The sequence below is a fragment of the Streptomyces sp. CB02959 genome (assembly GCF_002803155.1).
In the GTDB taxonomy this organism is placed as follows: Bacteria; Actinomycetota; Actinomycetes; order Streptomycetales; family Streptomycetaceae; genus Streptomyces.
The window spans coordinates 459397-485654 of record NZ_NNBP01000002.1 but is presented as its reverse complement, the minus strand read 5'-3'; the positions used below and the strand labels follow the sequence as shown (position 1 = coordinate 485654).

General features: G+C 71.3%; 21 protein-coding genes. 11 read left to right on the top strand and 10 right to left on the bottom strand.

Translation table 11 applies throughout. The annotated features are described in order from the left end of the window. Positions 1 to 193: 193 nt before the first annotated feature. Complete coding sequence (locus tag CG747_RS05385) at positions 194 to 1192, top strand: chitinase (protein WP_257980241.1); 999 nt, start codon at positions 194 to 196, stop codon at positions 1190 to 1192. 22 nt (positions 1193 to 1214) lie between these two features. Here CG747_RS05385 and CG747_RS05380 read toward each other — a convergent pair whose 3' ends face one another. Further along, positions 1215 to 1994, bottom strand: coding sequence for a LysR family substrate-binding domain-containing protein (locus tag CG747_RS05380; RefSeq protein WP_100600432.1), 780 nt, complete (start codon positions 1992 to 1994; stop codon positions 1215 to 1217). A 70-nt stretch (positions 1995 to 2064) separates the two neighbouring features. Between CG747_RS05380 and CG747_RS05375 the strand changes: the two genes are divergently transcribed. The 8 genes from CG747_RS05375 (at position 2065) to CG747_RS05335 (ending at position 9202) form a co-directional block, all read left to right on the top strand. After that, a complete protein-coding gene (locus tag CG747_RS05375; protein ID WP_100600431.1) occupies positions 2065 to 2451 on the top strand; it encodes a DUF5997 family protein in 387 nt (128 codons plus the stop codon). A 97-nt stretch (positions 2452 to 2548) separates the two neighbouring features. Next, positions 2549 to 2962, top strand: coding sequence for a thiol-disulfide oxidoreductase DCC family protein (locus CG747_RS05370; protein WP_100600430.1), 414 nt, complete (start codon positions 2549 to 2551; stop codon positions 2960 to 2962). 265 nt (positions 2963 to 3227) lie between these two features. After that, entirely contained in the window at positions 3228 to 4445 is a 1218-nt protein-coding gene (locus tag CG747_RS05365; RefSeq protein WP_100600429.1) for a serine hydrolase, read from the top strand. A 168-nt stretch (positions 4446 to 4613) separates the two neighbouring features. Continuing rightward, positions 4614 to 5570 (top strand): alcohol dehydrogenase catalytic domain-containing protein, encoded by a 957-nt coding sequence (locus CG747_RS05360; RefSeq protein ID WP_100600428.1) that lies wholly within the window; start codon positions 4614 to 4616, stop codon positions 5568 to 5570. 324 nt (positions 5571 to 5894) lie between these two features. Beyond that, on the top strand, positions 5895 to 6614 hold the full coding sequence (locus tag CG747_RS05350; RefSeq protein ID WP_257980228.1) for a hypothetical protein: 720 nt from the start codon (positions 5895 to 5897) through the stop codon (positions 6612 to 6614). A 148-nt stretch (positions 6615 to 6762) separates the two neighbouring features. Beyond that, entirely contained in the window at positions 6763 to 7413 is a 651-nt protein-coding gene (locus CG747_RS05345; RefSeq protein WP_100600427.1) for a hypothetical protein, read from the top strand. A gap of 5 nt (positions 7414 to 7418) precedes the next feature. After that, on the top strand, positions 7419 to 8258 hold the full coding sequence (locus CG747_RS05340; protein ID WP_100600426.1) for an META domain-containing protein: 840 nt from the start codon (positions 7419 to 7421) through the stop codon (positions 8256 to 8258). A gap of 140 nt (positions 8259 to 8398) precedes the next feature. After that, positions 8399 to 9202, top strand: coding sequence for a VWA domain-containing protein (locus tag CG747_RS05335; RefSeq protein WP_257980227.1), 804 nt, complete (start codon positions 8399 to 8401; stop codon positions 9200 to 9202). 22 nt (positions 9203 to 9224) lie between these two features. On the opposite strand, the gene CG747_RS05330 is transcribed toward CG747_RS05335, so the two are convergent. The 5 genes from CG747_RS05330 to CG747_RS05310 all read right to left on the bottom strand — a co-directional run bounded on the left by CG747_RS05330 (position 9225) and on the right by CG747_RS05310 (position 17518). Further along, positions 9225 to 10115: a DUF4190 domain-containing protein gene (locus tag CG747_RS05330; protein WP_100600425.1), complete on the bottom strand. Its 891-nt coding sequence runs from the start codon at positions 10113 to 10115 to the stop codon at positions 9225 to 9227. A gap of 319 nt (positions 10116 to 10434) precedes the next feature. Further along, complete coding sequence (locus CG747_RS05325) at positions 10435 to 12633, bottom strand: tetratricopeptide repeat protein (RefSeq protein ID WP_180985394.1); 2199 nt, start codon at positions 12631 to 12633, stop codon at positions 10435 to 10437. Between the two features lie 150 nt (positions 12634 to 12783). Beyond that, on the bottom strand, positions 12784 to 14685 hold the full coding sequence (locus CG747_RS05320) for an AMP-binding protein (protein ID WP_100600423.1): 1902 nt from the start codon (positions 14683 to 14685) through the stop codon (positions 12784 to 12786). Further along, positions 14682 to 15095: a hypothetical protein gene (locus tag CG747_RS05315; protein WP_100600422.1), complete on the bottom strand. Its 414-nt coding sequence runs from the start codon at positions 15093 to 15095 to the stop codon at positions 14682 to 14684. The genes CG747_RS05320 and CG747_RS05315 overlap by 4 nt, the downstream gene beginning before the upstream one ends. A 23-nt stretch (positions 15096 to 15118) precedes the next feature. Further along, complete coding sequence (locus CG747_RS05310) at positions 15119 to 17518, bottom strand: toll/interleukin-1 receptor domain-containing protein (RefSeq protein ID WP_180985393.1); 2400 nt, start codon at positions 17516 to 17518, stop codon at positions 15119 to 15121. A gap of 22 nt (positions 17519 to 17540) precedes the next feature. On the opposite strand from CG747_RS05310, the gene CG747_RS50910 reads away from it, so the two are divergent. Then, the gene (locus CG747_RS50910; RefSeq protein WP_100600535.1) at positions 17541 to 18122 is read left to right on the top strand and encodes an Imm53 family immunity protein; all 582 of its coding nucleotides are present in this window, start codon (positions 17541 to 17543) and stop codon (positions 18120 to 18122) included. Between the two features lie 82 nt (positions 18123 to 18204). Here CG747_RS50910 and CG747_RS05300 read toward each other — a convergent pair whose 3' ends face one another. From CG747_RS05300 to CG747_RS05295, 3 genes are all read right to left on the bottom strand, one after another. Then, positions 18205 to 21507 carry a type 2 lanthipeptide synthetase LanM family protein gene (locus CG747_RS05300; RefSeq protein WP_100600420.1) on the bottom strand — a complete coding sequence of 1101 codons (3303 nt, stop codon included), beginning with the start codon at positions 21505 to 21507 and terminating at the stop codon, positions 18205 to 18207. A gap of 155 nt (positions 21508 to 21662) precedes the next feature. Continuing rightward, the gene (locus tag CG747_RS46875; protein WP_107490302.1) at positions 21663 to 21833 is read right to left on the bottom strand and encodes a mersacidin/lichenicidin family type 2 lantibiotic; all 171 of its coding nucleotides are present in this window, start codon (positions 21831 to 21833) and stop codon (positions 21663 to 21665) included. Between the two features lie 328 nt (positions 21834 to 22161). Further along, the gene (locus CG747_RS05295; RefSeq protein ID WP_219621412.1) at positions 22162 to 23199 is read right to left on the bottom strand and encodes a ParB/RepB/Spo0J family partition protein; all 1038 of its coding nucleotides are present in this window, start codon (positions 23197 to 23199) and stop codon (positions 22162 to 22164) included. Positions 23200 to 24393: 1194 nt separating this feature from the next. Between CG747_RS05295 and CG747_RS05290 the strand changes: the two genes are divergently transcribed. Further along, a complete protein-coding gene (locus CG747_RS05290; RefSeq protein WP_100600533.1) occupies positions 24394 to 24852 on the top strand; it encodes a helix-turn-helix domain-containing protein in 459 nt (152 codons plus the stop codon). 71 nt (positions 24853 to 24923) lie between these two features. Here CG747_RS05290 and CG747_RS05285 read toward each other — a convergent pair whose 3' ends face one another. Further along, positions 24924 to 26258, bottom strand: a complete 1335-nt coding sequence (locus tag CG747_RS05285) for a GH1 family beta-glucosidase (protein ID WP_100600532.1) — start codon at positions 26256 to 26258, stop codon at positions 24924 to 24926.

Below are 26258 nucleotides of genomic sequence, written 5' to 3'. Positions count from 1 at the left end.
CCCGAAGCCGGCAGGCCCCAAGTCCCGTACGGTCCCTACCCATTGACGAAAGGTATGGACCAATCTACGGTGTGCGCACCACCCCCCGATTCCCCGCCACTGACGCCCCGTCATGGCGCGAAGGGAGCCCAGCGTGACCGGTCGGATAGCGCGTCTGCTGAAAACCGGCCTGGCGGCCGCCTGCCTCCTGCCGATGCTGGGCGCCGCGGCACCCGCCACCGCCGCGCCCCGGAGCGACACCTGCGCCGTGAAGCCGAAGCCCACCGGCAAGGTCCTCCAGGGGTACTGGGAGAACTGGGACGGCGCGGCCAACGGCGTCCACCCGCCGTTCGGCTGGACCTCGATCGCCGACCCGCAGATCCGCGCCCACGGCTACAACGTCCTCAACGCCGCGTTCCCCGTCATCAGCTCGGACGGCACCGCCCGCTGGGAGGACGGCATGGACGCGACGGTGAAGGTGCCGACGCCGGCCGAGATGTGCCAGGCGAAGAGCGACGGTGCCACCATCCTGATGTCCATCGGCGGCGCCACCGCCGGTATCGACCTCAACTCCACCGCCGTGGCCGACCGTTTCGTCGCGACGGTCGTGCCGCTCCTCAAGAAGTACAACTTCGACGGCATCGACATCGACATCGAGACCGGCCTCAGCGGCAGCGGCAACATCAACCAGCTGTCGCCCTCGCAGTCCAACCTCATCCGCATCATCGACGGCATCCTCGCCCAGATGCCGGCGGGCTTCGGCCTCACCATGGCCCCCGAGACCGCCTACGTCACCGGCGGCAGCGTGACCTACGGCTCCATCTGGGGCGCCTACCTGCCGATCATCAAGAAGTACGCCGACAACGGCCGCCTCTGGTGGCTGAACATGCAGTACTACAACGGCAGCATGTACGGGTGTTCCGGCGACTCGTACGAGGCCGGCACCGTCGAGGGCTTCACCCGGCAGACCGACTGCCTCGACAAGGGCCTGACCGTCCAGGGCACCACCATCAAGGTCCCCTACGACAAGCAGGTCCCCGGGCTGCCCGCCCAGCCGGGCGCGGGCGGCGGCTACATGGCCCCGGGCCTGGTGGCCCAGGCGTGGAACACCTACCGCAACGGCCTGAAGGGCCTGATGACCTGGTCCCTCAACTGGGACGGCGCGAAGGGCTGGACCTTCGGCGACAACGTCAAGGCCGCCCAGGGACACTGAGCCCCCGGGCCTCCGAGGGACGCTACGACCGCCGGCGCGGCCGACCGCGCCGGCCCCCGTCCTTGGGTGCACCGGCGCCGCGCCGCGGGCCGCGCCCGGCGGCCGGCGCCTTCCCCCGCGCCGCCCCGCCCCCCTTGCCGGACGGCTGCTCCTTCTTGCCGGACGGCTTCTGCTTGGTCTCCTCGGCCGGGCGGCGGCCCCGGGAGCTGTTCACCGTCCGCCCGCGGACGATCCCGATGAAGTCCTCCACCCGGTCGGTGGTCCGGTCCTCGCGCCACGACAGCGCGACCTGGGACTGCGGGGTGCCGGTGATCGGCCGGTAGGTGAGGTCCCGCCGGTGGTACAGCCGCGCGAGCGACTGCGGGACGACCAGCAGGCCCACGCCGGCCGCCACCAGCTCGATGGCGTCGGGAGTGGTGGCCGGACGCTCGATCGCGGGCCGGCCCGGCGGCTGCGCCCAGTCCAGGGTGTCGTCGAGCGGGTGCAGCACGATCTCCTCGGCGAGGTCCTCCGCGCTCACCTCCTCGAAGGCGGCCACGAGGTGGTCCTTGGGCACGACGACCACCGAGCTCTCGGTGTACAGCGGGATCGCGCTGAGATCCGTCCGGTCGACCGGCAGCCGCAGGAAACCGGCGTCGGCGCCACCGTCCCGCAGGGCGGCGGCGGCCTCGGTGGCCGACACCTGGAGGAGGGTGAGCGGGACGTCCGGCAGGCGCTCGTTCCAGATCCGCACCCACTTGGCGGGTGTCACTCCGGGTACATACGCGAGCCGGAACGAGGGGGATGCTTCCGAGCCTGTCACCCCGCCAGGTTACCCGGCGTGGCCGGAGGCCGTGGTCAGAGGTGGTGCGCACGCTCGATACCCTGGAGCCATGAAGTCGCACCAGACCGCCCAGACGATGAAGCCCGCCACCGCGGCGAAGAAGCTGGGTGTGTACCTCCAGGCCACCCCCGCAGAGTTCCAGGAGGGCGCCGTCTCCCGCACCGAACTCAACGCACTCCAGGCGGACCCGCCCGAGTGGCTGCGCGAGCTGCGGCGCAACGGCCCCCACCCCCGACCGGTGGTCGCGGCCAAGCTGGGCGTCTCCATCTCCGGTCTCGCCCGTGCCGGGGTCACCGAGGCCCTCACCACGGAGCAGATCGACGCCCTCAAGACGGAGAACCCGGAGTGGCTCCAGAAGGAGCGCGCCACCCAGGCCGAGGTCCGCAAGGAATCGGCCCGCCTCAAGGAGAAGCAGCACACCGAGGACGAGGCGTAACCACCCCGCGACAGCGGGCCACCCTGCCCCCCGCGCCCACGACCGACCGTCAACCCCCCTCACGCTCGGCGACGCCCGGCTCCGCCATGATGGGCACATGACGACTCCGACGACCCCGAGGACCCGACCCGTACTCGTCTACGACGGCGACTGCGGCTTCTGCACCACCTCCGTGAACATCGCCGAGCGGTACCTCCGGCCCCGCTGCCTGATCACCGCCTGGCAGTTCACGGACCTGGACGCACTCGGGGTCACCCAGCAGCGCGCCGAGCACGAGGTGCTGTGGATCACCCCGACGGGAACGGTCCACGGCGGCGCCCAGGCCGTCGCCAAGCTCCTGCTCGGCGCGGGCGCCCCCTGGTCCGTCGCCGGCGCCGTCCTCACCCTCCCCCCGGTGCGCTGGATCGCCCACGCCGTCTACCGCCTGATCGCCACCAACCGCCACCGCATGCCCGGCGGCACCCCGGCCTGCGCCCTCCCGGCCAACAGCCGCCCGAACCCGGGCTCCTGACGGCCCCGCGGCGCCCACCGCCGGCAGTCCGACCGCAGGGTGCTCATGACGATGACGGTGGAGCACGTGTACGGCGCCAGGCTCCGCTGACCCGGCCCGGAGGCCGCCGCGCGCATGCCGCCGCGGCCCCGGAACCGGGGGCTGTCCCCACCGCGCACGGTCCCGCTGCCCGGATGGTTCGGCGGCGCGTACGGGCGCACGCTGGGCAGGGCCGCATATCCGATGCGGCGGGCGGCTTGCGCCCAGGAGGGACAGGGGAGATGTCATGACCGATCCCGCTCATCAGGTGCGGCGGTCCCGCGCTTCGTCATGGTGCGGGCGGCGGGGGATCGCGACGGTGACGGTGACGGCCGCCGCGCTGGCCCTGAGCGGCACACTGCCCACACCGGCCGCGCAGGCCCGTGATTCCGGTGAGGCCGTCCGGCAGGGACTGCACCGCCTGGTGGAGGAGGACCGGTTCCCCGCCGCGCTGGCCGCCACCACCGGCCGGGACGGGCGTACCCGCAACTACACCGCGGGCGTGGCGGACTTGACGACCGGGGCGCGGGTGCCGGTCGACGGGCAGGTGCGGGCGGGGAGCAACACCAAGGCGTTCACCGCCACGGTCGTCCTGCAACTGGTCGGCGAAGGCAATGTGGCGCTCGACGCGCCCATCGAGCGCTACCTGCCGGGACTGGTACGGGGCGAGGGCATCGACGGACGCCGCATCACGGTACGCCAACTGCTCCAGCACACCAGCGGACTGCCCGACTACCTCGACTTCATGGGCGACTTCAGCACGTACCGCCACACCTACCTCCAGCCGCGCGCCCTGCTCGACCTGGCACTGGCGCACAAGGCGCTGTTCGCCCCCGGGACGCGTTGGTCGTACAGCAACACCAACTACCTCCTGGCCGGTCTGCTCATCGAGCGGGTCACCGGCCGCCCGCTGGCCGAACAGATCACCCGGCGGGTGATCGACCGCATCGGGCTGCGCCACACCGCCTTCCCCGGCGTGGGCGACGAGCACATCCGGGAGGCCCACCCCGAGGGCTACTTCCCGTCGAAGCCCGGCGGGCCGCTGACCGACGTCACGGAACTGGACCCCGGCTGGGCCTGGGCCGCCGGCCAACTCCTCTCCACCCCGAGCGACTTGAACCGCTTCTTCACCGCGCTGCTCGGCGGCCGGCTCCTGCGCCCCGCGCAGCTCGCCGAGATGCGCCGCACCGTCCCGGCCGAATCCGGTCTGTGGCCCGGCGCCCGGTACGGACTGGGGCTGATCAGTACACCGCTGAGCTGCGGCGGCGTGATGTGGGGCCACGGCGGCGACATACCCGGCTACCGCACGCGCACCGGCGTCACCGCGGACGGCCGCGGCGTCACGGTCGCGGTCACCGCCGACCCCACGCCCACCCCCAAGACCCCCGACCACGCACGGTCCCTCCTCGACACCACCTTGTGCACGGGGGCCCGCATTCCCCGCCAGGCCCGGCCCGCTCCCTGATGAATCGCCTGACGCGCCGCTGACCGTGCCGGGCGTCTTCCCGGCGCCGCCGGTCGGGCGCGCCTGCCCGCCGCGGTCGCGGTCTCGGAACCGACGGCCGCATGACTGCGGCTCGGAGGGTTCGTGCGCCCAACTGCCCTGCCGGGGCAGGAGAGTAGATTCGCGGCCATGCGAGCAGTGGTGATCGACGGCAGGGGCACGTTCCGGCTCGAACAGCGCGCCGATCCGGTGGCCGGACCCGGCCTGGTGGCAGTACGGATCCACGCCGCGGGACTCAACGCGGCCGACCTCCAACAGGCCCGGGGCGACTACCCGGCGCCACCAGGCTGGCCGGCCGACATCCCCGGGCTGGAGATCGCCGGTGAGGTCGAGCAGGTCGGCGCGGGGGTCACGGGACTGGGCGTCGGCGACCGGGTCATGGCCCTGGTGGGTGGCGGTGGCCACGCCGAACGGATCGTGGTCCCCGCCGACCTGCTCCTTCCGATCCCGGTGGGGTTGTCCTGGCGGGAGGCCGCGGGTTTCCCGGAGGCGTTCAGCACCGCCTGGGACGCGCTGGTCGGCCAAGCGGGGGTTCGCGCCGGCGACCGGGTTCTGGTCACCGGCGCCGCGGGCGGAGTCGGTACGGCGATGGTGCAGGTGGCCGCCGCTTCCGGCGCCCATGTCGTGGCGAGTGTGCGCCGGCCCGAACTGCACGACCGGGTGCGGGAACTCGCCCCCACCGGTGGCACCGTGGAGGTGGTGGTCCCCGGCGAGGAGGGCGCGGGGGCTCCGTACGACGTCGTCGTCGAACTGGTCGGCGGGGAGGACTGCCTACGGCGGGTCGAACTGCTCCGCGCCCGCGGGAGGATCCTCGTCGTGGGGGTCCAGGGCGGGTCCATCGCCCCCTTGCGCATGTTCGACCTGATGCTTGCCCGCGCCCAGCTGATCGGCACCACCATTCGCGGCCGCTCCCACGCGGAGAAGGCGCTCCTCGCGGCCACGGTGCGCACCAACGTCGTCCCGCTGCTGGCCGAGGGCCGACTGCGGGTCCCCGTCGACGCGGCCTTCCAACTGGCCCGATACCCCGACGCCTACGCCCGGCTGGCCGGTCCGGGGAAGTTCGGCAAGGTCATCATGCTGCCCTGACGCACGGCGCCGGGCGGCGGACGGGCACCGCCGATCCGAGGCGGCCGAAGCAGCGCGCAACGCCGGTGCGCTGCCCGCAACCACCACAGAATCCCGTCGGCCACCGGCCGGTGACCGCGCCACGGCCGACCGCGCCCGTCCGGCTCCGGCAGCAGCGGAGCAAGCCGCTCCCCCTCGGCCGCGGCGCGCTCGCCCGGGTGCGCCGCGGGCGGCCCCGGAACGGAACCCTGAGCCCTCTCCCAGTATCTTCACCGTACGGACGCTCCCTGGACTACGGTGAGCGCCGACCTGTGACCAGGGTCTTTTCAACGGGGGAAGAGCTACGTGGACGCCATCATCTTCAATCTGACGACCGCGGCACTGCTGGTGCTGATGTTCAAGTGCGGCCTGCTCCTGGTCGGCGAAGACACCATGCGCCGCCGACCGGTGCCCTGGGTGGCGATCGCCCTCACCGCCGTGGCGGTCGGCGCGGTGGTCCTCCAGCTGACGTGGTCCGGAGCAATGGACGCCCTGGACGGCGATCCGCGCAAGACCGGCTGGTGGCGCGTGGTGACCTCGGTGTTCATGCAGAACGGCGGGCTGTTCGGAGGCGTCTGGAACATCGCCACCCTGGCGGTGATCGCCGCGCTGGCGCAGTGGTTCTGGCGCGGCCCGCTCATGCTGCTGCTGTTCGCCGGCGGCATTCTGCTGCCCCAGCAGATCGACGCGCTGTTCGGTGAGACGGCGCCCAGCACCGATCCCCGCAACTTCGCGGGCAGTTCCGGCGCTACGTACTTCCTGGCCGCCACCCTCGCGGCGGCCCTGCTCCTGACCGGCACCCAAACCAAGGAACGGCTGCCGGCGGTCGGCGTGCCCGCGGCCGGGCTCGCGATGTGGCTCGCCCAGGAGAACGGGCACGGTCTCGTGGCCTGCTACGGATTCGTCCTCGGCGCCATCGCCCTCCCCCTCGCCCGCCGCCTTCCGCGCCCGCCCGTCCCGGCCGCACTCGTACCGCCCGCGGCCGTGCCGACGGACGGCGCCTCCGCCACCGGAGCAGCGCAGTAGGCAGGCACCGCCGCCGTAATTCATTTCCCCGACCCCGTCCCGTCGCGGGAAAATCACCGGGCTCGGGCTCGGGCTCGGGCTCGGGCTCGATACGAGGTGGATCGCCGGTCGTCCGATGTGCCGCACCGGCAGCGACGGAGGAGGGCGCATGGCCAGACCTGCGGTGGGGGCGGCCTTGCGGCGCTGTGCGGAGTGCGGCGGATACGAGTACGGCGGAGCCCCGGACTGTACGGCCTGCCGTGCGCTGGTGGACGGCATCGTGGAAGGTGAGTGGTCCGCCTTTCTGCACGAGTGGAACCTCGGTGGCGCGGACGGGAGCGACCGCGGCGACCAGGAGGTGGCGCTTGCGGAGATGGTGGTGGCGGAACCCGACCGCCACGACTGGCGGTTGGTGGACGCCGCGCTCGACAGGCTGGTCTGCTCCGCCTGCGGTGATCGGCTGAGTCGCGGTCCGGTGGGTTGCGCCGACTGCGACCGGGCGCACGGCTTCCGCTATGCCGCGATCGAGACGGATCGGCCCGGCGTCCGGCCCGGCAACGAACACGCCGTCCGGGTCAACGTCTCGGTCGTGCGGCGACCGCGGATCACCTCGGACGACGAACTCCTCGCCCGGCGCCTGCTGTTGCCGGTCCTCCTGGTGGGGCTCCTCCCGACCACCGAACTGGCCCAGCGGGTGAACGCCCAGGTCAAGAGGAGCGCCCCGGCGCAGAGGGCCGCCGTTCTGGAGCGGGCCGTCGAAGAGATGCTGGCCGCCGCGCCGAAGGCAACCGGAACCCCTCATACGGATCTTGCGTCCTGATCTCCATGCAGTTGGCCCGAAGATTCCTGCTCGTCTCCGTCACCGCCACCGTGACCGCACTCCTCGCGCTGTCCGCGTGCGGTGGCTCGGCGGCCCCGCGCGGCGGAAGGGACGGCGGTGCGTCGGAGGGCACCACGGCCTCCGCCCCACCCGCGAAGCAGCGGCCGGCGGGGGCGGGCGGGCTGCTGTCGGGAGGGGTCTGGATGATCCAGGCGGTCACGATCGGTGGCCATGAGGAGACGCTGCCGTCCGAGGCCCGGCCATGGATCGCCATGGACGACGACGGGACGGCATCGGGCAGTTACGGCTGCACACCGTTCCACGCGAAGTCCGAGGTGACGGCCACCCGCCTGACACTGGGCGAGGCGGCGGCTCCCCTCCCCGCGCCGTCCCTGCCGCCCGCTGTGCCGGAGGGTGGGCCGGGGCCGTGCCATCCGGACGACGTGGCCCGCACACCACCGCTGGCGGACTTCGAGAAGAAGGTGAAGGCGGTCTTCGGCGGCGAGGTCTCGCCCTCCACGGAGCGTCCCGGCGGCTACACCAAGCTGCACGTCAAGAACCGCCTGGGCGACGACATCACACTCGCCCAGGCCAGGCGCAACGACTTCACCGCCGAAGCCGCGTTCGCCGGCGTCCACGTCTCCTTCCACGACCCCGTCCTGACGACGCGGCGCACCTGCGGCACAAAGGCCATGGAGGAGGAGGCCGGCGTCCTCGCGACACTGAAGAAGTCGCTCAACTACTGGTACTCGGCGGAATCAGAAGGCAGTTTGTCCCTCCAGGACGACTTGGCCTACCCCGCGATCGAGCACGGCTTCACCTTCTCGGCCATACCGCGCCGGTAACCGGCGGAGTCTCGGTCCCGGTCTCGGTCACGATCGGCCGAGCCTCGGGGAACGGTGGCCGGAGCGCTGCGCGCGACGCACCGCGGCGGCTCCGACGTCACCGGGTGCGTAGGCTCCCGAAAGGGAAAGGAGCCCGATCAATGAGTCCGCTGAGTCCGCTGAGTGCGCCGAGTCCACTGAGTCCACTGGGTCTGGAGAAGGTGCAGCAGACCGCGCCGCCGCTGGTGAACCTCTACAAGCAGGCCGGAGTCAGCCTGCGCAAGCACGGGTTGGAGGGGCAGCGGGCCGCGGTGTACCTGGTGCTGGACCGGTCGGGTTCGATGCGCCCGTACTACAAGGACGGCACGATGCAGCACCTGGCCGAACAGGTGCTGGCCGTCTCCGCGCACCTCGACGATGACGCGGTCGTCCCGCTGGTGTTCTTCTCCACCGACGTCGACGGAGTGCACGAGCTCAGCCTGGACCACTACCGAGGGCGCGTGGCCGCCTTCCACGAGCAGTCGGGGCACATGGGGCGCACCCACTACGAGGCCGGGATGGACGCCGTACTCGACCACTACCTCGCTTCCGGGGCAACCGCCCCGGCGCTGGTGGTGTTCCAGACCGACGGTGGACCCACCAGCCGGACCGCTGCCGAGAAGTGGCTGTGCAAGGCGGCCCGACTGCCGCTGTTCTGGCAGTTCATCGGCTTCGGCGATCCCGAACACCGGGAGTTCGACTTCCTCCGTCGGCTGGACGAACTCCCGGTCCCCGGCCGCCGCATCGTCGACAACGCCGGGTTCTTCCCCGCCGGCACCCAACCCCGCTCCCTGCCGGACGCCGAACTCTACGACCGGCTGCTCGGGGAGTTCCCCAGCTGGCTCACCGCCGCCCGCGCCCAGGGCATCCTCGACCACGGCCCGTACGGCGCCGGCAGCTCCGGGCCTGCGTCCCCGTCGGCGTAGCGCGAGGGCGAGGGCGAGGCCGTCAGGAGGTCGGGCCGCTCCAGTAGGCGTCCTCCCACCGCATGGCGTCCGGGCTGAACTCGACCTCCATCGCGTCGGCGGCGTCGGGCGGCAGGGAGAACGCGTATCTGCCGACGGCCTCCTTGCCGGGGAGGACGTAGCCGGTGAGCACCTTCTGCCGCCCGCTCCCGTCGATCACCAACTCCGCCGACGCACCGTCCGCGTCGTTGACGTCGGGCAGCCCGGTCTCGACGGAGACCCGCTTGCTACCGGTGTTGACCACAGTGACGGTGACCTCGACGGCCTTGTTGCCCTTGGCGTGGCCGTTGGCGAAGGCGTCCGGGACGAACGGCTCCGGCTTGGCGACCGTGACCTTGAGACCGTTGCCGAAGGTGTACGACCGGCCGAAGGTCAGGTGCCGGGCCTTCTCGGCGGCAGCCGCCGCGTCCTCGGCCGCCTTGGCCTTCGCGCTGGCCTCGTCGGTGGCCTCCTTGACCTCCTTGCGGGCTTCGTCGACCGCCCCCTTGACCAGCACGACGGTGAACACCGCAGTGGCCACGGCCAGGAGCAGACCGATGACGCCCATGATGACGCCGCTCAGCGCCATGGCCTTCTTGGTGGCCCGGCCGCTGTGCACCTGACTCAGTCCGACGCAGCCGAACACCACGGCCAGCGCGGCCGGCAGCCAGGACACCCAGAACAGGACGACGAACAGGCCGAGGCCGATGCCCACCAGACCGAGCACCAGGGCGGCGATGGGCATGCCGTTGCCCGGCGGCCGGACCCACACCGGCGGCGGGTACGGCGACGCGGGCTGCGCGGCGCCCTCGGTGGTCGGCGGGGCCCACGGGTCGCGGTCCGGCGACCGCGGGTCCGCGGGCGCGGGACCGTCCGGGGAGACGGGCGTGGTCATGCAGAATCCTTCAGCCGGATCACTTGGTGAATTTCCGACCATACCAGGGGTTTTACTATTTCATTACCTCTTGGGGAGGGGATGGACGGACGGGGCGCGACTGGCATCCCACCCAGGCACCCGGCCGACACCCGACGAAGGCGCGGGCCCGAACCCCAGACACCCAACGCCAGGCATCGAACCCCCGGCATCGGCCCCCAGGCACCGAACACGGAACACCGGGCAAGTCACGACAGCCGTCTCCCGCGCCGCCGAGCGCCGCACAGGAGACCGGAAACCCATCAGGAACCGCCAACTCGGCTACCGACAAAGGTCGGCGCTATGCGCGTACCTCCGCGATCAGGGCGCGCACGGTCTCCGCCTCGGGCGACCCCAGTTCGGTGTAGTGGTGCAGGGCGCGCTCCCAGTGGTGCACGGCGAGCCGCGGTGAGACGGCCCTGCTGACCGAGCCCAGGCCACGGCGTGCCCGGGCCTCCTCGTACGTGCTGCCGCAGGACCGGCTCAGGCGCAGGGCCCGCAGCAGATGCAACCGGGCCGCCCTCAGATCACCGGCCTTGGCATACGCCTCGCCCAGCCCGTTGAGCGTCATCGCCGCGTCCAGGTGCAGATCCCGTTCGTCGAAGATCCGCCCGGCCTCGCGCAGATGCTCGATGGCGTCCGTGGTACGACCGAGTTCCATCTCGGCCAGCGACATGCCCCGCAAGGTGATGGCGCGGTTCCGCTCCGCCCCCAGCAGCTCGTACTGCCGTAGCGCCTGAAGGTGTTCGTCCAGAGCCCCGGCGTAGTCCTCGGAGTAGTGCCGTACCCACGCATGGTTCTCTATCGCGTTCGCGCTTCCGTGCGCGTCCCCCGCGGTCTCGAAGTGGCGTGCGGCGGCCGAATAGTGCGTGGCGGCACGCGTCAGGTCGCGCTGTTCCAGTAGCGCCAGCCCCAGGCTGTTGTGCAGGATGCCCTGCTCGCGGTGTGCGCCGGCCCGCTCGGCGGCAGCGAGCGCCACTCGGTGGGTGCCCTCCCACGGTGCCCACGCCTTGGCGAGGAAGAAGTACCCGCGCAGCGCGTCGGCGAGCAACCAACTGCGCTCCGGCGCCGTGGACTCGGCAGCGGCCCGGCAGATGCCCACGAGGTTGTCGCATTCGGTGGACAGCCAGGAGAGGGCAGCGCTCCGGGACGGGAGCTCCGGGGTGATGCCGGACGGGAGTCCCAGCTCGTCCTGAAGGCGGTAGCGGTGGGGCGACAGCACGCGGTCGGCGCGGTCCGCGGTGGCCAGGTAGTGATCGACCAGTCGGTCAACGGCGGCTGCCCGCCCGGAGGGTGCCAGATCCTCCCCGGCCCTCTCTCGGGCGTAGTCGTGGACCAGCCCGTGCATCCGATAGCGCCCTCGCTCTTCCTCCTGCATCATGTGGGCGCCGCACAGGCCCTCCAGCAGGCGGCGGACCCGGGCCGGCGGAAGGCCCATGAGAGCGGCGGCGGCGTGGATTCCCCATCGGGGGCCGGGGGTGACGCCGCACAGCGCGAACAGCCGCTGCTGGTCCTGGTCGAGGTCCCGGTACGAGACCGCCAGCACGGAGGTCATCCGGCGCTCCCCGTCGTCGAGTTCGTACAGCCTGCTCTGCTCGTCCGCCAGCCATGTGGCCAGGTCGGCGAAGGCCGCCGGCTGCTTTCCGCGTACCCGGGCAGCCGCGATGCGCAGCGCCAGCGGCAGTCCTCCGCATCGCTGGGCGATCCGTTCGGCGTGCCGCATCAGCTCCGCCGCGGCCGGATCGCCCGCCCCGGCACCGGGGTGCCCGGACACCTCGACCAGCAACCGGACCGCGGCGTCGGGTGGCAGGACGTCGAGGGCGATGCGGTGGGCGTCGTCCAGCGCGGGGAGCAGCCGTCTGCTCGACACCACCGCCCTGCTCCCACCGGGCGGCGGGAGCATCGAGTGCACCTGGTCACTGTCGTGCGCGTTGTCCAGCAGTACGAGCACGGGCTGCTCTGCCAGGTGCCTGCGGTAGGCGGCGGCCCGGTCCTCGGTGTGCGCCGGGATCGCCTGCTCCGGGACGCCGAGCTGGTGGAGCAGGCGCCCGAGGGCCTCCCCTGGTGGAAGCGGGGGCGTGCCCGACGCGTGCCCTTGGAGATCGACGAAGACGACGCCTCCGGGGAATCGCCGTTGCCGGTGCACGGTGTGGGCGGCCTGGAGCAGCAGCTCGCTCTTGCCCACCCCGCCCGGCCCGGTGACCAGGCAGGCGGCGGGTCCGGAAGGACGGCCGGCCGGGTCCAGAGCGGCCACCAGAGAGGCCAGTTCCGCCTCGTGGCCGATGTGAACCGACGACGGCGGCGGAAATCCGCCGGAGGGCGCGCCCGCCGGCCGTTGCGGGGCCGTGATGGTCACCTGCCCGCCCTGGATCACCGGACCGTAGAAGACCCCGCCCGAGACGGTGTTGTGCACACCGCCCGATACCCGTGGGGTGCCGGACACCCCGCTCTGCTGCTCCGGGGCATCCTGACCGGCACCGTCAGCCGCGCTCGCGCTCACCTCGTACATCCCCCCTGCCGAGCCGCCTCGGTCCCGACCCGACGACGGTATCGTGCGGTGATCCGGGAGCGAAGGGTCGCCGGATGGCTCCCTCCTCCTCGGTGGTCCGGTGTCCTGGCCGTCGTGCCGGCCGTGTGCCGTCGGACGGGGTCACAGAGACCGGCCCAGCCATCGCACACAGGCCAGGGCGGCCCGTAGGAACCCGTCCGCCTCCGGCGATCCGGGCGCGGGTGGCGGGTGGTGCTCGCGCCCCACGGCGAAGGCACGCCGGATGCCCGTCGCGTCCGGCACCCCGAACTCCGGCGCCCACAGGAGGACATGACGGGCCGCCGTCACCCGCACGCCCTCGCACAGCAACCGGTAGCGCAGTGCGTCGAGGCAGAAGCGGGAAGCGAGCCAGGCGTCCCGCACCGGGTCCGTGCGCTGCCGATCGGCTGCGGTCAGCCGGGTCCACAGCACGCTCTCGGCGTTCTGTGCCCAGAACCGGGCCTCGTTGGCCAGAGCCTCGGTGGTCGGCCAGGTCACCCCTGCCTCCGCCAGCGTTCCGACCACGGGACGGTGTTCCGCCAGCAGGCGACAGGCGACCAGCGGGGACCGCGCCAGCCCGGCCGCCTCGGTGACGTTCACGCGCAGGGTGGCGAGGTGCCGGTTCATCGCCGCGGCCAGTGCGTACCACTGCTCCTGGCAGGGGTCGTCGTCGATGACGACCGTGACGTCGATGTCGCTGAAGCGACTGACGGCCGCCGGGTCGAGCGTCGAGCCGGTGAGGACGGCGGCCTGGACGCCGGGCCGGCCGCGCAGCACGCCGCGGGCCCAGGCCGCGATGTCCCCCGGTGGCAGGAACGCGGGCCGGACGGGGCCCGGATCCGCGGGAGGGCCCGCGGCGGAGGGCGCGCTGGCGGTCCGAAGGGTCCGGACGGTCAGGTCGGCTCCCAGAAACGCACGCAACGCCGCGGCGAGCACGGTCCGTTGGAGGTCCGTGGCGGGGTGCGGGTCATGGTGTTCCACCACGACCTCGTCGCCGTCCCGAGCGATCCGCGAGACGCTGAGGTCGAGTTGTCTGGAGAGCTTGGCCAGATCGGCCCTCCGCACCCCATGGCCGTTCGGCCCGGTCACCAGGGCGTGCTGTGTCCGGGCGGCGAGAAGCTCCAGCCGCGGACCGGGCCGCCGGCAGCCGCACGGACCGTCGACCCAGACGCCCTTGTCCCCGTTGACGTAGCGCAGCAGCGGCATGGCGCGATTCACCAGCGGCGTCACCGCGACGTCGCCGGCGACCCCGGGCGGCAGCGGATCCCCCCTTTCTCCCACCACCTCCAGGAAGGCACCCGTCTCCTCTACGTGGTACGTCCCGCTCTCCCCGCACTCGTGCGCGACGATGCCGGCCTCGGCGAGTGTGTAGAGGGCGGTGACCGGGCACTCGAACGTCTCCTGGATGCGTTCCCGCAGGCCCGCGGTGAACTGCTCACCGGACAGGACGACCAACCGCGGCGCGATCCCGCTCGACGGCCCCAGGCGATCGCACAGGGCCGCCATGACGCTCGGCATCACGGTGATCACCTTCCCGCGCAGCTCCCCCAGCACGGAACGGAATTCATCGTCCGGCAACTGCCAGGCACGGCTGAGGTTCCACTTCACCAGCGCGACGTCGGGCAGGTCCGGTGGGACCGACGCGCGGGAGGTCGACGCCAGGTGCAGCGTCAGATGCGTGATCGCCAGAGCGCTGTGCCCACCGAGGTGACGCCGAGCATGCCGGAGCAGGGCGGCACGTTCCGCGTGCTGGGCCGCGTCGTCGACGACGACCTCCAGGGGCGCACCGGTCGTTCCGGTGGTGTGCACCCGCCGCCACCGGCGGGCGTCCCCCTCTGCCGACCACAGGCGCGGGCGCTCGCTCCGGACGGCCGCACGGCGCAGCAGCGGCAGGCGACGCAGCACCGCGACCGCGTTCTCCCCGGTCACCGGGCCCGGCGGAACCAGCGACTGGTAGTGGGGGACGTGCCGGCGGGAGTACTCGAGCAGTTCGGCGAGCGTCGTCAACGCCGTCGTGCCGCTCACCCCGGAAGCCAATCAGCGGCCTCCTGGTCGACATCGGCCAGGAACCCGGACAGCTCCTCGATGTCGTGACCGCTCGTCGCCCAGAACTGGGCGAGAGCGGCGGGGCCGGTCTCCTCCCCCGGCTCACCGGCCACGGGCGCGTGCAGCGCCTGAGCACGGTAGTCCACCATTCTGACGAGCTTCAGCAGGTCGGCGGTGTTCCCGCCCTCGACGGCCCAGCGGCTGCGCAGTTCACCGAAGGCGTCCCCGGCATCCAGCACCGAATCGTCCGACCGTGAGGCGTGCACCAGCAGCACCAGGTGGCCGCGCAGCAGCTCCCCGGTCCGCTTGCTCATCCGTCCGGGGGCGGCCTGTGCGAACAGTTTCCGCAGATAGCCCGGCAGGCCGCTGGCACGGAGCGCCGACCTCATCACCCGTGCCGGAGTCTTTCGTCCTAGCACCGCGGATCGCCCTCTGCCTTCCCTTCGTCCACCGCGAACCGGGTCACCGGCCGTAGGTTCTCCAAGCGCCACAGCATCCGGTCGACCGCCTTGCGCACCGCGGGGTCGCGGGCCGGTGTTGCGGCAGCCTGGCGCACCGCTTCCAGGGCCCGCGCCGGCAGCCCCAGCCGCTCGTACACGAGGGCGAGGCCGTGCAGCGCACGGGGCAGGTCGATGGTCAAGGACAGGGCGCGCATCTCGTCCACCGCGCCCTTCAGACGCCGCATGGCCGAGGAGGGCGAGCCGAGGCGCGCCTCGCACATCCCCAGGCTCGCCTCCGTGTCGAGACGGTGCCGGGCGTCAGCCGTCTCGCCACCCACGGCCAGAGCGGTGCGATAGGCCTCGGCGGCCTCCTGGTACCTCCCGCGCCGCAGATGGACGTTGCCTTCCAGCTTGTGGGCGATCAGCAGGCCCGCGGCATCGCCCGTGCGGGTCCGCAGGTCGACACAGACACCCAGCTCGTGCAAGGTCGAACGGTCGTCCTCCTGCAAGTAGGAGAGGAAGGCCCGCTGGCCCGCCAGCTCCGCGCGCAGCCCGGGTGAGTCGAGGGCCCCCGGGATCGACTCGCACTCGCGCGCCAACTGCCAAGCGGACCTGGTGTCGCCGAGCTGGGCGATCTTGCGGGACAGCCGGACCCGCAGGCGGACCCGGTCCGCATCGTCCCCGAGGCCGTCGACCGCCTCGATGACTGCCTTGGTGAGCAGGACGTACTCCTTCCAGAAACCGCGTGAGTTGAGCCGGTCCAGCAGCCGGTCGGGGACGGCGTCGCGAAGTGCGCGCCATTCATCCGTCTCCACCGACACCAGGGCTACCGGCGCCAGCACACCCGCCAGCGCCCCCAGCGCTTCGTTCTCCGCCTCGGCCGCCAGGTCCGCCAGTTCGGCGAAGATGTCGTGCAGGGCGGACCGGCGGGCCGACGGGTCCACATCGTCCAGGGCCTGCGTCACGAGCTGGGGCACCTCGATGCCGCCGGCGACTTGGACGACGAGGCAGCGCGGCCCCAGATCGGTCAACGACGCGGTGAACCACGGTGGAAGAGCCATCCCCGCCGAGAGGAGATCCGCCAGGGGTACGCGGTCGAGCACCGCGGCGTACGCGAGGGCCTTGCGGTGTACGGCCGGAAGCCGGGCCACTGCCGTTGCCACGAGTTTCCGTGCGGAGAGGACATCGGAGGGGAGGTCGGGGCGGATGAGCAGAGGTGCGGGCACGTAGGCGGTGTGTGCCAGGAACGTGCGCAGGGCGAGGGGGTGCGAGAGCACGTCACCCGGCAGTTGCCGCGCCAGCTCGGCCGGGTCCACCGGGAGGTTGGTGCTCCGCGCCACATGCGCGATGAAGTCGGTGCCTTCGGCGTGGGACATCGGCGGCACCACTACGTGCAGGACGTCGGTGGTGTCCGCGAAGTGCTCCTGGGCGGTGGCCAGGACGAGGCAGTCGCGGAGTCCGGCGAAGGCGCTCAGAATGGTCCGTCCGACACGGTCCGTGCCGAGGTTGTCCAACAGCACCAGGAGCGGTTCGTCCGCGACGCACGCCAGTAGGGCGGCGAGCGCGTCCGGCCAGTCACGCGGGTACAGGTCCTCACCGGCCAACCCGCGGTCGAACGCCCTGTCCAGCCAGTCGTTGACCCCGTCCACCAGGAAGCGGGGCTCGGCGGCCACGGTCCCTCCCGCGGACAGGGCGAGGACGGTCCGGCCGGCGCGGAGGTCGTCCGCGGTGTCGCACAGCGCATGTGTCTTGCCGATGCCGGGCAGTCCGCACAGCACCACCGGGGGCCCGCCCGGCGTCGCCGCGGCGCGGGCCGCCGTCACGACAGAGCTCCTCCGCCAGCCTTTGGCAGGGGTGTTGAACTCCGACCGATACGCCGCGTCGGTCGATCCGCCCGGTGGCGTCGCGGCCCGCGGTTCCGGTGGTCCGGGTGCCTCGCCGCGGATCCCGGCGCAGAGCCGGGTGAACGAACGGGGTTGGTCCAGCCCGTCGCGGAAGTCGCAATAGGTGTACCGGTCCAGGAAGTCCGGATGCTCCAGGGCCGCATCCGGGCTGTTCGGGAGCAGCACGGGGATCACCCGCATGGAGCGGCCACTGACCCGGGCCTCGACCGCGAGCCGCACCTCCTCGTTGTGCCACGGCCCCAGGCCGTGCGGGCCCCACATCGCAAGACAGCAGGGGCTGTTGGCCAATGCCTCGTTCTGGCGCTCGTGCCAGGGCTCTCCCGCCACCAGGCTCCAGTCGTCGAGGAAGACGTGGAAGCCCTCCTCGTGCAGCATCTCGGCGAGGCGGTGCACCACGGCCCCGTCCTTGGTGTTGTAGCTGATGAACGCGTCGTAGGTCGGCTTCTGCCGACGGGCTCCGCTCTCCACCGTCCCCCCAGAGAAATGCGCCGTGCGGACGTTCGTTCGCACGTTCACCGATGGCAACGCGTGGCAACGCCCTCGCCCGCGCCCAGGAGCGCCGCCTGCCGCACCGCCGGTCCGCCGCCGCGCCTGGTCCCGGCACCGCCCGGCGCACCCTCCGCACCGCGATGCCGGCACACGCCGCGGCCCGGCATGGTCACCCAATTATGCCCGGCGACGGTGTCACGGCGGTAACTCCGCGACGGGAGCGGCGCCTGGGGCGCATGACGGCGAGGCCAAGGTGCTTGAGTGTCCTACGAGTTGTGCCGGACCCCGCCGCAGTGGTGAACACTGGGTCCGTCGGCGTGCTCGACATGTCCTTCGATTCAACGGGTTCGGCATCCGCATCGAGACGCTGGACAATCCCGGCTGGTCCGTTGAGGTCGATCTCGAAGAGACCGGACTCAACGGAGTCACCCTGGACCGGACCGAGGTCGCCGAGGGGGATTCCTGGATTCAGGCATGGTCGGACGGCTCCGTCTGCCATCTCCGCTGCGGACCGGCCGACCTCGGTTCCGCGTTGGAGCGGTTCACGGACTTCGCAGCCCGGCACGGACAGGAGGGAGAGTAGGAAGAGGAAGGACAGGCATCGGGCGCGCCGGGACAGGCAGGGGCCTGACTGCCTGGCAGCCTGACTGCCTGACCCGATCCGTTCACGCCCCCGGCGGGTGCAGCAGCAAGACGGAGGGCACCTGCTCCGGGCAGGCGAAGCGCAGCAGTTGGTGCCCCACGCCCGAGAGGCCGGTCATCAGGCCGGGGGCCTCGCTCCGGGACGGCGAACCGCACACCCAGTCGGTCTCCGCCGCGGCATCCAGCTTCTCCCCGAGCGACCGCGCCAGGTGGCCGGGCTCGACCCGGCCGCTCTGTTCGGCCAGCAGGAGGAGTTCGAGGTTTCCCAGGTCCCCGTGGCACATGCTGTCGCTGCCGCGACCGGTGAGGCGCAGCGTGCCGGCACCGGAGTCGCCGGGTCGTAGCGCCGCCATGGCGTCGGCGGCCAGCTCTTCCTCCCGGCCGGTCGTCGCCGTCCGGCCGAGCAGATCAAGGCGGGACATGCCGATTCCCGCGGCACCATGGCACCACAGTGAGCGAAACGGCGACGGCGCGTCGGAGCGGAAGTCGGGCCAGTTCCCGGCCTCGGCGTCGAACGCCTCCTTCTCGTAGGCCAGTCCACCGGTCACCGCGGCGGCGCATCCCTCCTCGGGTACGAAGGGGTGCAGTCGGGCCAGTGCGGTCACGATGCCCGCCGTTCCATGGGCGAAGCCCGTGAGCGGCCGACTGCTGCCGATCTGGTGGTGCTCCCAGGCCAGACCTCGCCCGGTGCCACCCGGAACGGCACCGGTGACCAGGTGCCGGGCGGCGCGCCGGGCCAGGTCCGCCGCCCGGCCGTCGCTGTCGAGTCCGGCGTCGATCAGAGTGAGCAGAACCAGCGCGCAGCCCGCCGAACCCGCCACGACGTCAAAGGTCTTCGTCCTGCCCAGGTCGCGTTCCACGGCGGACAGCAGCGGCTCGCGTACCGCGGCCACATGAGCTGTGCCGCCGAGCAAGCGGTCGAGGTGCGCCAGGAAGTACAGCGGCCCCATCCAGGCGCCGAATGCCCCGATGTCCGCGGGGGTTCCGCTGCCCGCGGGTCGTCGGGCCGCGGCCGCCGCCCGCGTGTGGACCCTGCGGACCACCTCGTCGGCGATGTCCGATGCCAGCGAGGTGAAGCGCCGGTGGCCGCTGAGGTGGCCCAGGCGCGCGAGGTAGAGACCGATCCCGGAGAGTCCGGAGTAGAGGTCCTCGTCGAGTGCGGCCAGGTCCCAGACCCCGTACGCCACGTCCTTGGGCGCGATCCACCCGACTCTCCCGTCCCGGACGATGGCGAGCCTGCGTACCCGGTCGCCGATCGCCGTTGCGGCATCGACGAGTTCCCCGGCGCCGGCGGTACGGGTCCGCCGCCGACCGTGCCGCGAGGCCGCGGAGGGCGGCTTCTCCAACAAGCCGACGTCCACTCTGCCGACGAACGAACCGGCGATGATCCGCTCCTGGAGCGCCTGGTCTTCGGGGCCCATGGCCTCGATACGGCCGCGCACCGCTGTGAGCACCGGTTCGTCGAAGAACCCGGGTACCGAGCGGCCGTCGTCGAGCATCAGCTTCCGCGCCCCGGGCAGGGCCTGGAACAGCGGGATGTCCCCGCGCAGTACCGCGTCCATCTCGGCGCGCACGACCGCTGCGCCCGCCGATCCGGCGTATCTTCCGGCGCACAGCCGGGCGGTGCTGCGCTCCCGGTCCAACGCGTCCCGCAGGAAGTCCGGATGCATGCTCTGGGTGACCACCTTGGCGTAGACGAAGCTCGCCCTGGGCAAGAAGCGCACCGGTGTGCCGGCGAAACCGGCGATCAGGCCGCCGGGGGCGAGGAGTTCCGCGCGCCGGGCGACGATCCAGTCGTACGCGCAGCGGAATCCCGCCAGCACGTCAGGGGCGTGGTCCGCGGGGTGGCAGTACGTACCGTCGGGCATGCGCGGGCGGTTCTCCCCGCCCTCCGTGCGGATGTGTTCCCACACGATGTGCACCTCGTCGGTCCCGGCGTTCTTCTCGACGGGAACCGGGACGGCGGACGGCTGGCCCTGGGAGCCGTTCAGTCCGCTGTAGTCGGCGGCGGACACGCCCGCCGCCGCGTCCAGCACCACCTTGGACGGCAGCAGCGCGGTGGCCCGCACCGACTCGTTCAGGGCGGCCAGGGCCGGCTCGTCCGGCTCGACCCCACCGCTCCCGCTGCGCCGCGGCGCTCGCTCCGGGGCGCCGGGGTGCAGCAGCGCTTCGAGGTCGACGAGTACCGGATGCTCGCCGGCCGCGATGAGGTTCTCGTGGTGGAAGTCGGTTCCGCGCAGCGCGTGCACCAGGGCGAGCAGTGCGCCGGTGCGCCAGTAGAAGCGGGCGACGTCCTGCCGGCTCGTGCAGGCCCGCGGCGTCACGTGCTCCGCCCAGCCGTGGTCCGCGCGGGTCGAGGTGCGCGGGGAGCGCAGGGCGTGCGGGCTGTCCTCGTTGAAGCGGTGCAGGAGTGCGGCGAACTGCTCGTCCACCGCGAGTGAGCGTGGCTTGTAGAACACCGACGGTACGCCGTGGAAGTCGACCCGGCACACCGACCTGCCCCTGCGGTGGACGTCACCGTGGCCGAAACGGACCGCCGCGACGCCGCCGGGCCGCGCACCGGACCACAGGGTGTCGCACAACTCGGCGAGGTCGTCGCGCAGATGCCGGGCGAAGCGCGTACGGTCCGCCACCCAGTCGTCGAGCAGTTCGACCACGCACCGGGCCAGCACCGGGTACTCCGACCACAGGCGGTGTTGCTCCTCGGGCGTGGTGAGCGCGTCGACGAAGAGGTTGTAGCGCTCCTCGCCGGTCCTTCCGGAGGCGAGTCCGCCCTGGACGCGCGCCACGTTGATTTCGAGGATCATGGTGGGTTTCAGCAGCACGGCCAGCCGGGCGACCGGCACGCTCGCGAGCAGGGCTTCGCACAGCCCGTCGAGTTCCGCCGGGAAGGGGCCGAGGCGGTGCAGGGACAAGCGCAGCCGGTCCCGGGCCCGCCGGACCAAGGGTTCGGCGACGCGCAGGAGGCCGGGCAGCGGCTCGGTGCCGGACTGAGCGGGGGTGAGGTCGGCAGAGCGCAGGCGGTCCGCCCATGCCGGGCGGCCGGGCAGCCGGGCGGCAAGCGCCTCGGGGTCCTCCCCGAGGAGTCTGTGGAGCACCGGTTCGGTCACGCCGACCGGGCGGAGTGCGTCGGAGAATCCTTCCCCCGAGCCCCGGAACGGCGCCAGCGCCCGCCAGTCGGCGAGCCGGGCCGCCGCCAGGTCGGGATTGTCGGGAACCGACGGGGCGGAGGCGGGGGTGACGCGTTCCCGCGCGTAGCAGGCTGCAGCCCAGAAGCCGGGGGTGAGGGAGGCAGCGTCCTCGCCGGGCCATCGGTCGTGCAGCATGCGGAGTCCCTTTCTGGCGGGGTGCGAGTCCGTCTCACGTGTCCGAACCGGCGCGGGCGGTGCCGGGCCGACCGGCGTCGGTCCGCACGAGGTGCGGGCCGACGCCGGTCTCGACACCCGCGACACACCGGTGCGGGCGGATGCCGTAGACGGGATCAGCCGCAGCAGTTGAAGAACGGCTGCGTGGAGAGGGTCTTCGCGGCCACGACGTCACCCTCGTCGGAGAGGTCGGCGGTAAGGTCCACCACACCCGCGGGGTGGCTCGGGTCCATCGAAAGGCCCTCTCGGTACATGGTGTTCTTCCAGACGTTCACAGTGCTGTCCATGAAACCTCCTTGGAATATGGGCAGGGCGGAACCCGGCCGGCAGCCGAACTCCGCATGGCCTCGGGGAAGTTAACGCACGCCGATACGGAATTTCTACGTTCGCTCTGCACAGCCGACACACGGGCAGGGAAGTGGCAGTCGTTCCTGAACATGCCGGCGCCGACCGAAATCGTGGCGCTGCCAGGCTTTCCGTACCCGACCGGTGGTCTTCATGCGTCCTGGCGACGCCACATGCGGCCTCTGCCGACCCGCGCACTGTTCTACGTTCGTTCGTTGCGCGGTCCCACAGGGTCTGGAAAGCTCCTGACCACTCCCCGACGACATCGAGTCAACCGATCTCTTCCAGAACTCGTTTGTCGTCGGCCGCCCCTCCCCCGTCACACGCCTCCAGTTGCCGGGCGAAGTCGTACCAGTCACGCGAACAGGAGTATGCGAGTTCTGTGACGGTGCGCCGCCAACGGCTGGGAATCCACCGGATGAGCCGCTGCCGCTGCCGCTCGTCGACGACTCGGGCAGTGAAGAGGCGCAACAGGAGCCGCCCCTCGTCGGACATGCGTAACTGCGGGTCCCGCATGAGCGCCTGAATCGCCATCTTCCGCTCCGGGCCCCCGACTTCGGCGAATTCAACCCTGGCGCCGGAACCCGTCGTGCCACTCACCGCGGCGCAGATCTTCTTCGCCGCCTTCAGCTCGGCCCTGCGCTGACGGGAAGGGACCGGGTCCTCGTTGCGCTGAAGGCGCTGACGCACATCACGCACGGTGCCGGGCGAGACACTGGCCGCCTTGGCCACTTCACGCAGTGAGGCGCCGGGATTCTCCATGAGCAGCGTGCTCGCCACCCGGCGCCCCTCGGCGGTGCTCACCGGACGTGTCTTGCCGTCCCGCCCGATCCGGCTGTGCAACTGGAGAACTTCCCCAGTTGCCGACCGCCGGCGAATCGCACCGACGGTCTTCGCCGCGAGGCCGGTGACCGCGGCGATCGCGCGGTCGGACCATTCCGGATGCGACGTGACGATGCGCCGCGCAGCCGCGGTGCGGTCGGACAGGGTCAGCGGCAAACCGTGTTGCACATTGGACTCGACGGCAAGTACAAACGCGTCCTCCTCGCTTCCTTCGAAGAAATTGACCTCGATTTCCGCTCGGCCCTGATAAGTCGCGGCGCGCAGTCGATGTGCTCCGTCGATGACCCTCATCGACGGCCGATGCACGATGATCGGGGGAAAGTCGGTCTCGGACTGAGCAAGCGTCCGAGCGTGCTCTACGCTTTCCCCCTCCAGTCGTGGCGAGCCTGCCGCAACGAGTAAGTCAATGGATACGCTTTCAACATTCAAGGCCAACAGGCCACTTGCGCATGAAGGATTGTTCACGGATACTCCTTCCGTCATCATGCACCCTCCCTACGGAATGAACGCTTGAGTGAAATCGTTCAGCCGGAATCCTTGGCCATCGGCCACCGGCCATCGGCGGGCCAGCCACCGGCCACCGGCAGATCGACCCCGACCTACGCCTTTCTCCAACAAACAGCCCGCCCGACACGGCAGCACGGCGTGCCCCACTGACGACCTCGGGGCTCGCCCCTGGACTGACTTCTTTCAGATCCGGATCTCGATAGAAGCGCTTGCGGATCGGGCCTTTCCGCAGGAATCACGGCTGCCGTACGTGCCGCAGAAGGCTGCGCACCGTTGCACCCGCTCCCGCGCCTCGAAGCGGCCGGCGACCCACTGTCCGAAAACGGCCGGGCTGACACAACACAGGGTGATACTGCACCATGGACATGCCTTCCTGAGCTGCTTGCTTCGGCTGGCTGAAGCCCTGCTCCGCAAAGTCGGATGGGTGAGATGCCTTGGCCGAAGACCTCGGCCTTCGCTCGACGGGCCGGTCGAGCGGCGAAGCAGCAGACCGTCAATTCAGGCGTCGGCGCGCTCGATCGACGGCCGAGGAGGCGGGTTTTTGACGGAGGCAGCGCCGCCCCTACGTTTCAACCCCCAGAAGCGCCGCTCCGCCCCCATGACGGGTCGGGAGCCTGGGCACCTCAGCGCCCCTCTCCCCACCCATCCGGCCATCCGGCCATCCGGCCAAGCGTCGCGAGGCAACAAGTGATCTACGGAGAATCACATGGGCATTCCCGCCGTCGCCCTCCCCCGTATCGGACCGCGGCTTTCCGCTGCCACACTCCGGCAGCGGGCGACGGATCGTCCGACATGAAAGACGGGAGGCGCATCGCGTCGATGGCCGGGTCGAGGGGCCGCCGGCGGGGCGCACACGGTCCCGAAACCGCCCCGCAGCACGGCTCTCCCGCTCGAACAGGGCGAAACTCGTGCAAGAAAATGCCAGAATTCAGCGGACCGTCGGAGAATTTTTCGCGGCGTAATGCTGATGACCGCTCCAGCACTTTGCGTTCCCCCTCGATAGGTCCGCTCCCGCGGTGAGCCTACGACCCTGAACACCCATGTGCAACATGCTGCACCTTGTTGCATTATCTTGCACCAATAGGTGGGTGAACTGTGAACTCTCAACACGATGGACGCGACAGGGAGGCGGCCTGCTCCCTCGATGAGCAGATGCGCGCCGCCAAGACAGCGATCGCCGCCCGTCTCCGATACGCCCGACAGCGCCATCCAGAGGGCCCGTTCACCTTGGCGGCACTGGCCGAGCACGCAAACGTCTCCAAGCGGACGCTGGCGTCGGCCGAGTCCGCCGACGGGACGAACCTGACCATCGAAACCCTGGTCAAAGTGGCGAACAGCCTCGGCATCCAGCGATGGGGGTACTTCCTCGACGAGGAGGTGTTCGCGCAAGTCAATGCAGAGTGGGAGACCGGCGAAAAGGACCATCGACGGCACGATGCGGAATGCGCGGTCGCTCAGGCGACTTCCCCCACGAGCCAGCCCTCTGCGTCCTTGTCCGAACTGTCAGAACTGCTGACAGGAATCCTCCGCTCCGCAAAGGCCGCCTCCGACGCCTTGAAAGAGTTGCCGTCGAGCCTTGCCGAGCCGCCGCCCCACGACAGGGAAAAGTGAGGGTTTCGAGGGGCAGCGCAGCCGGGCGGCGGGGACCTGCCCGACCTGCGTTGCGACCCTGTTCTGGGAGCTCAACCCCGCTGCGCGCGAATGAGATCGCGGTACCACGCGAAAGACGCCTTCGGGGTGCGCACCTGGGTGTCGTGGTCGACGTGGACAAGTCCGAAGCGCTGGTGGAAACCCTCGGCCCATTCGAAGTTGTCCATCAGGGTCCAGGTGAAGTAGCCGCGCACGTCGACGCCCTGGGCCGCGGCGGCGTCGACGGCCCGGAGGTGGGTGTCGAGGTAGTCGATGCGGTCGAGGTCCGGGACGGTGCCGTCCGCGGCGACGACGTCCTCGGTCGAGCAGCCGTTCTCGGTGATGTAGACGGGCGGGAGTGCCGGGTAGCGCTCCTTGAGGCCGACGAGCAGTTCCCGTAGGCCGTCGGGGACGACGGGCCAGTCGAAGGCGGTGCGGCGGTAGCCCTCGATGGGGGCTTCTTCGAACGGCAGCCCCTCGGACGCCGGCGCCTGGATCCGGGTCGGGTTGTAGTAGTTGATGCCGAGCGCGTCCAGGGGGGCCGAGATCAGTTCGAGATCGCCCTCCCGGACGGAGCCGCCGAGGGTGGCGTCCGCGCCGAAGGCCGACAGGTCGGGGTAGGTGCCCGTGAGGATCGGATCGTTGAACAGGCGGTTGTGCAGGCTGTCATAGGCCCGCGCGGCGGCGTGGTCGGCGGGGGCGTCCGAGGCGGGCCAGACCGGGGTGCAGTTGTTGGCGATCATCACCTGGAGGCCGCGCGCCCGCAGCTCCCTCAGCGCCAGTGCGTGGCCGAGCAGTTGGTGGTGGGCGACCGGCAGGCAGTCCAGGAACAGTGCGCGGCCCGGTGCGTGGGTGCCGAGGCCGTAGCCCCACACCATGTGGATGAACGGCTCGTTGAGCGTGATCCACTTCTGGACGCGGTCTCCCAGCCGGTCGGCCATGACGGCGGCGTACTCGGCGAAGCGGTGCGCGGTGTCGCGGTTCAGCCAGCCGCCGTCGTCCTCAAGGCCCTGCGGGAGGTCCCAGTGGAACAGAGTCGGGACGGGTTCGATGCCGCGTGCGAGCAGGCCGTCGACCAGTCGGTCGTAGAAGTCCATGCCCAGGGGATTCACCTCGCCCTTGCCGGTCGGCCGGATCCGGGGCCAGGCGATGGAGAAGCGGTAGCCGGTGAGGCCCGCCTCGGCCATCAGCGCGAGGTCCTCCTCGTACCGGTGGTAGTGGTCGCAGGCCACGTCACCGGTGTGCCCGTCGCGGATCGTACCGGGGCGGGCGGTGAAGGTGTCCCAGACCGACGGTCCGCGACCGTCCTCCTTGGTGGCGCCCTCGACCTGATACGACGCCGTCGACGCGCCCCAGACGAAGTCCGCGGGCAGATGGTCCAGTGTCAC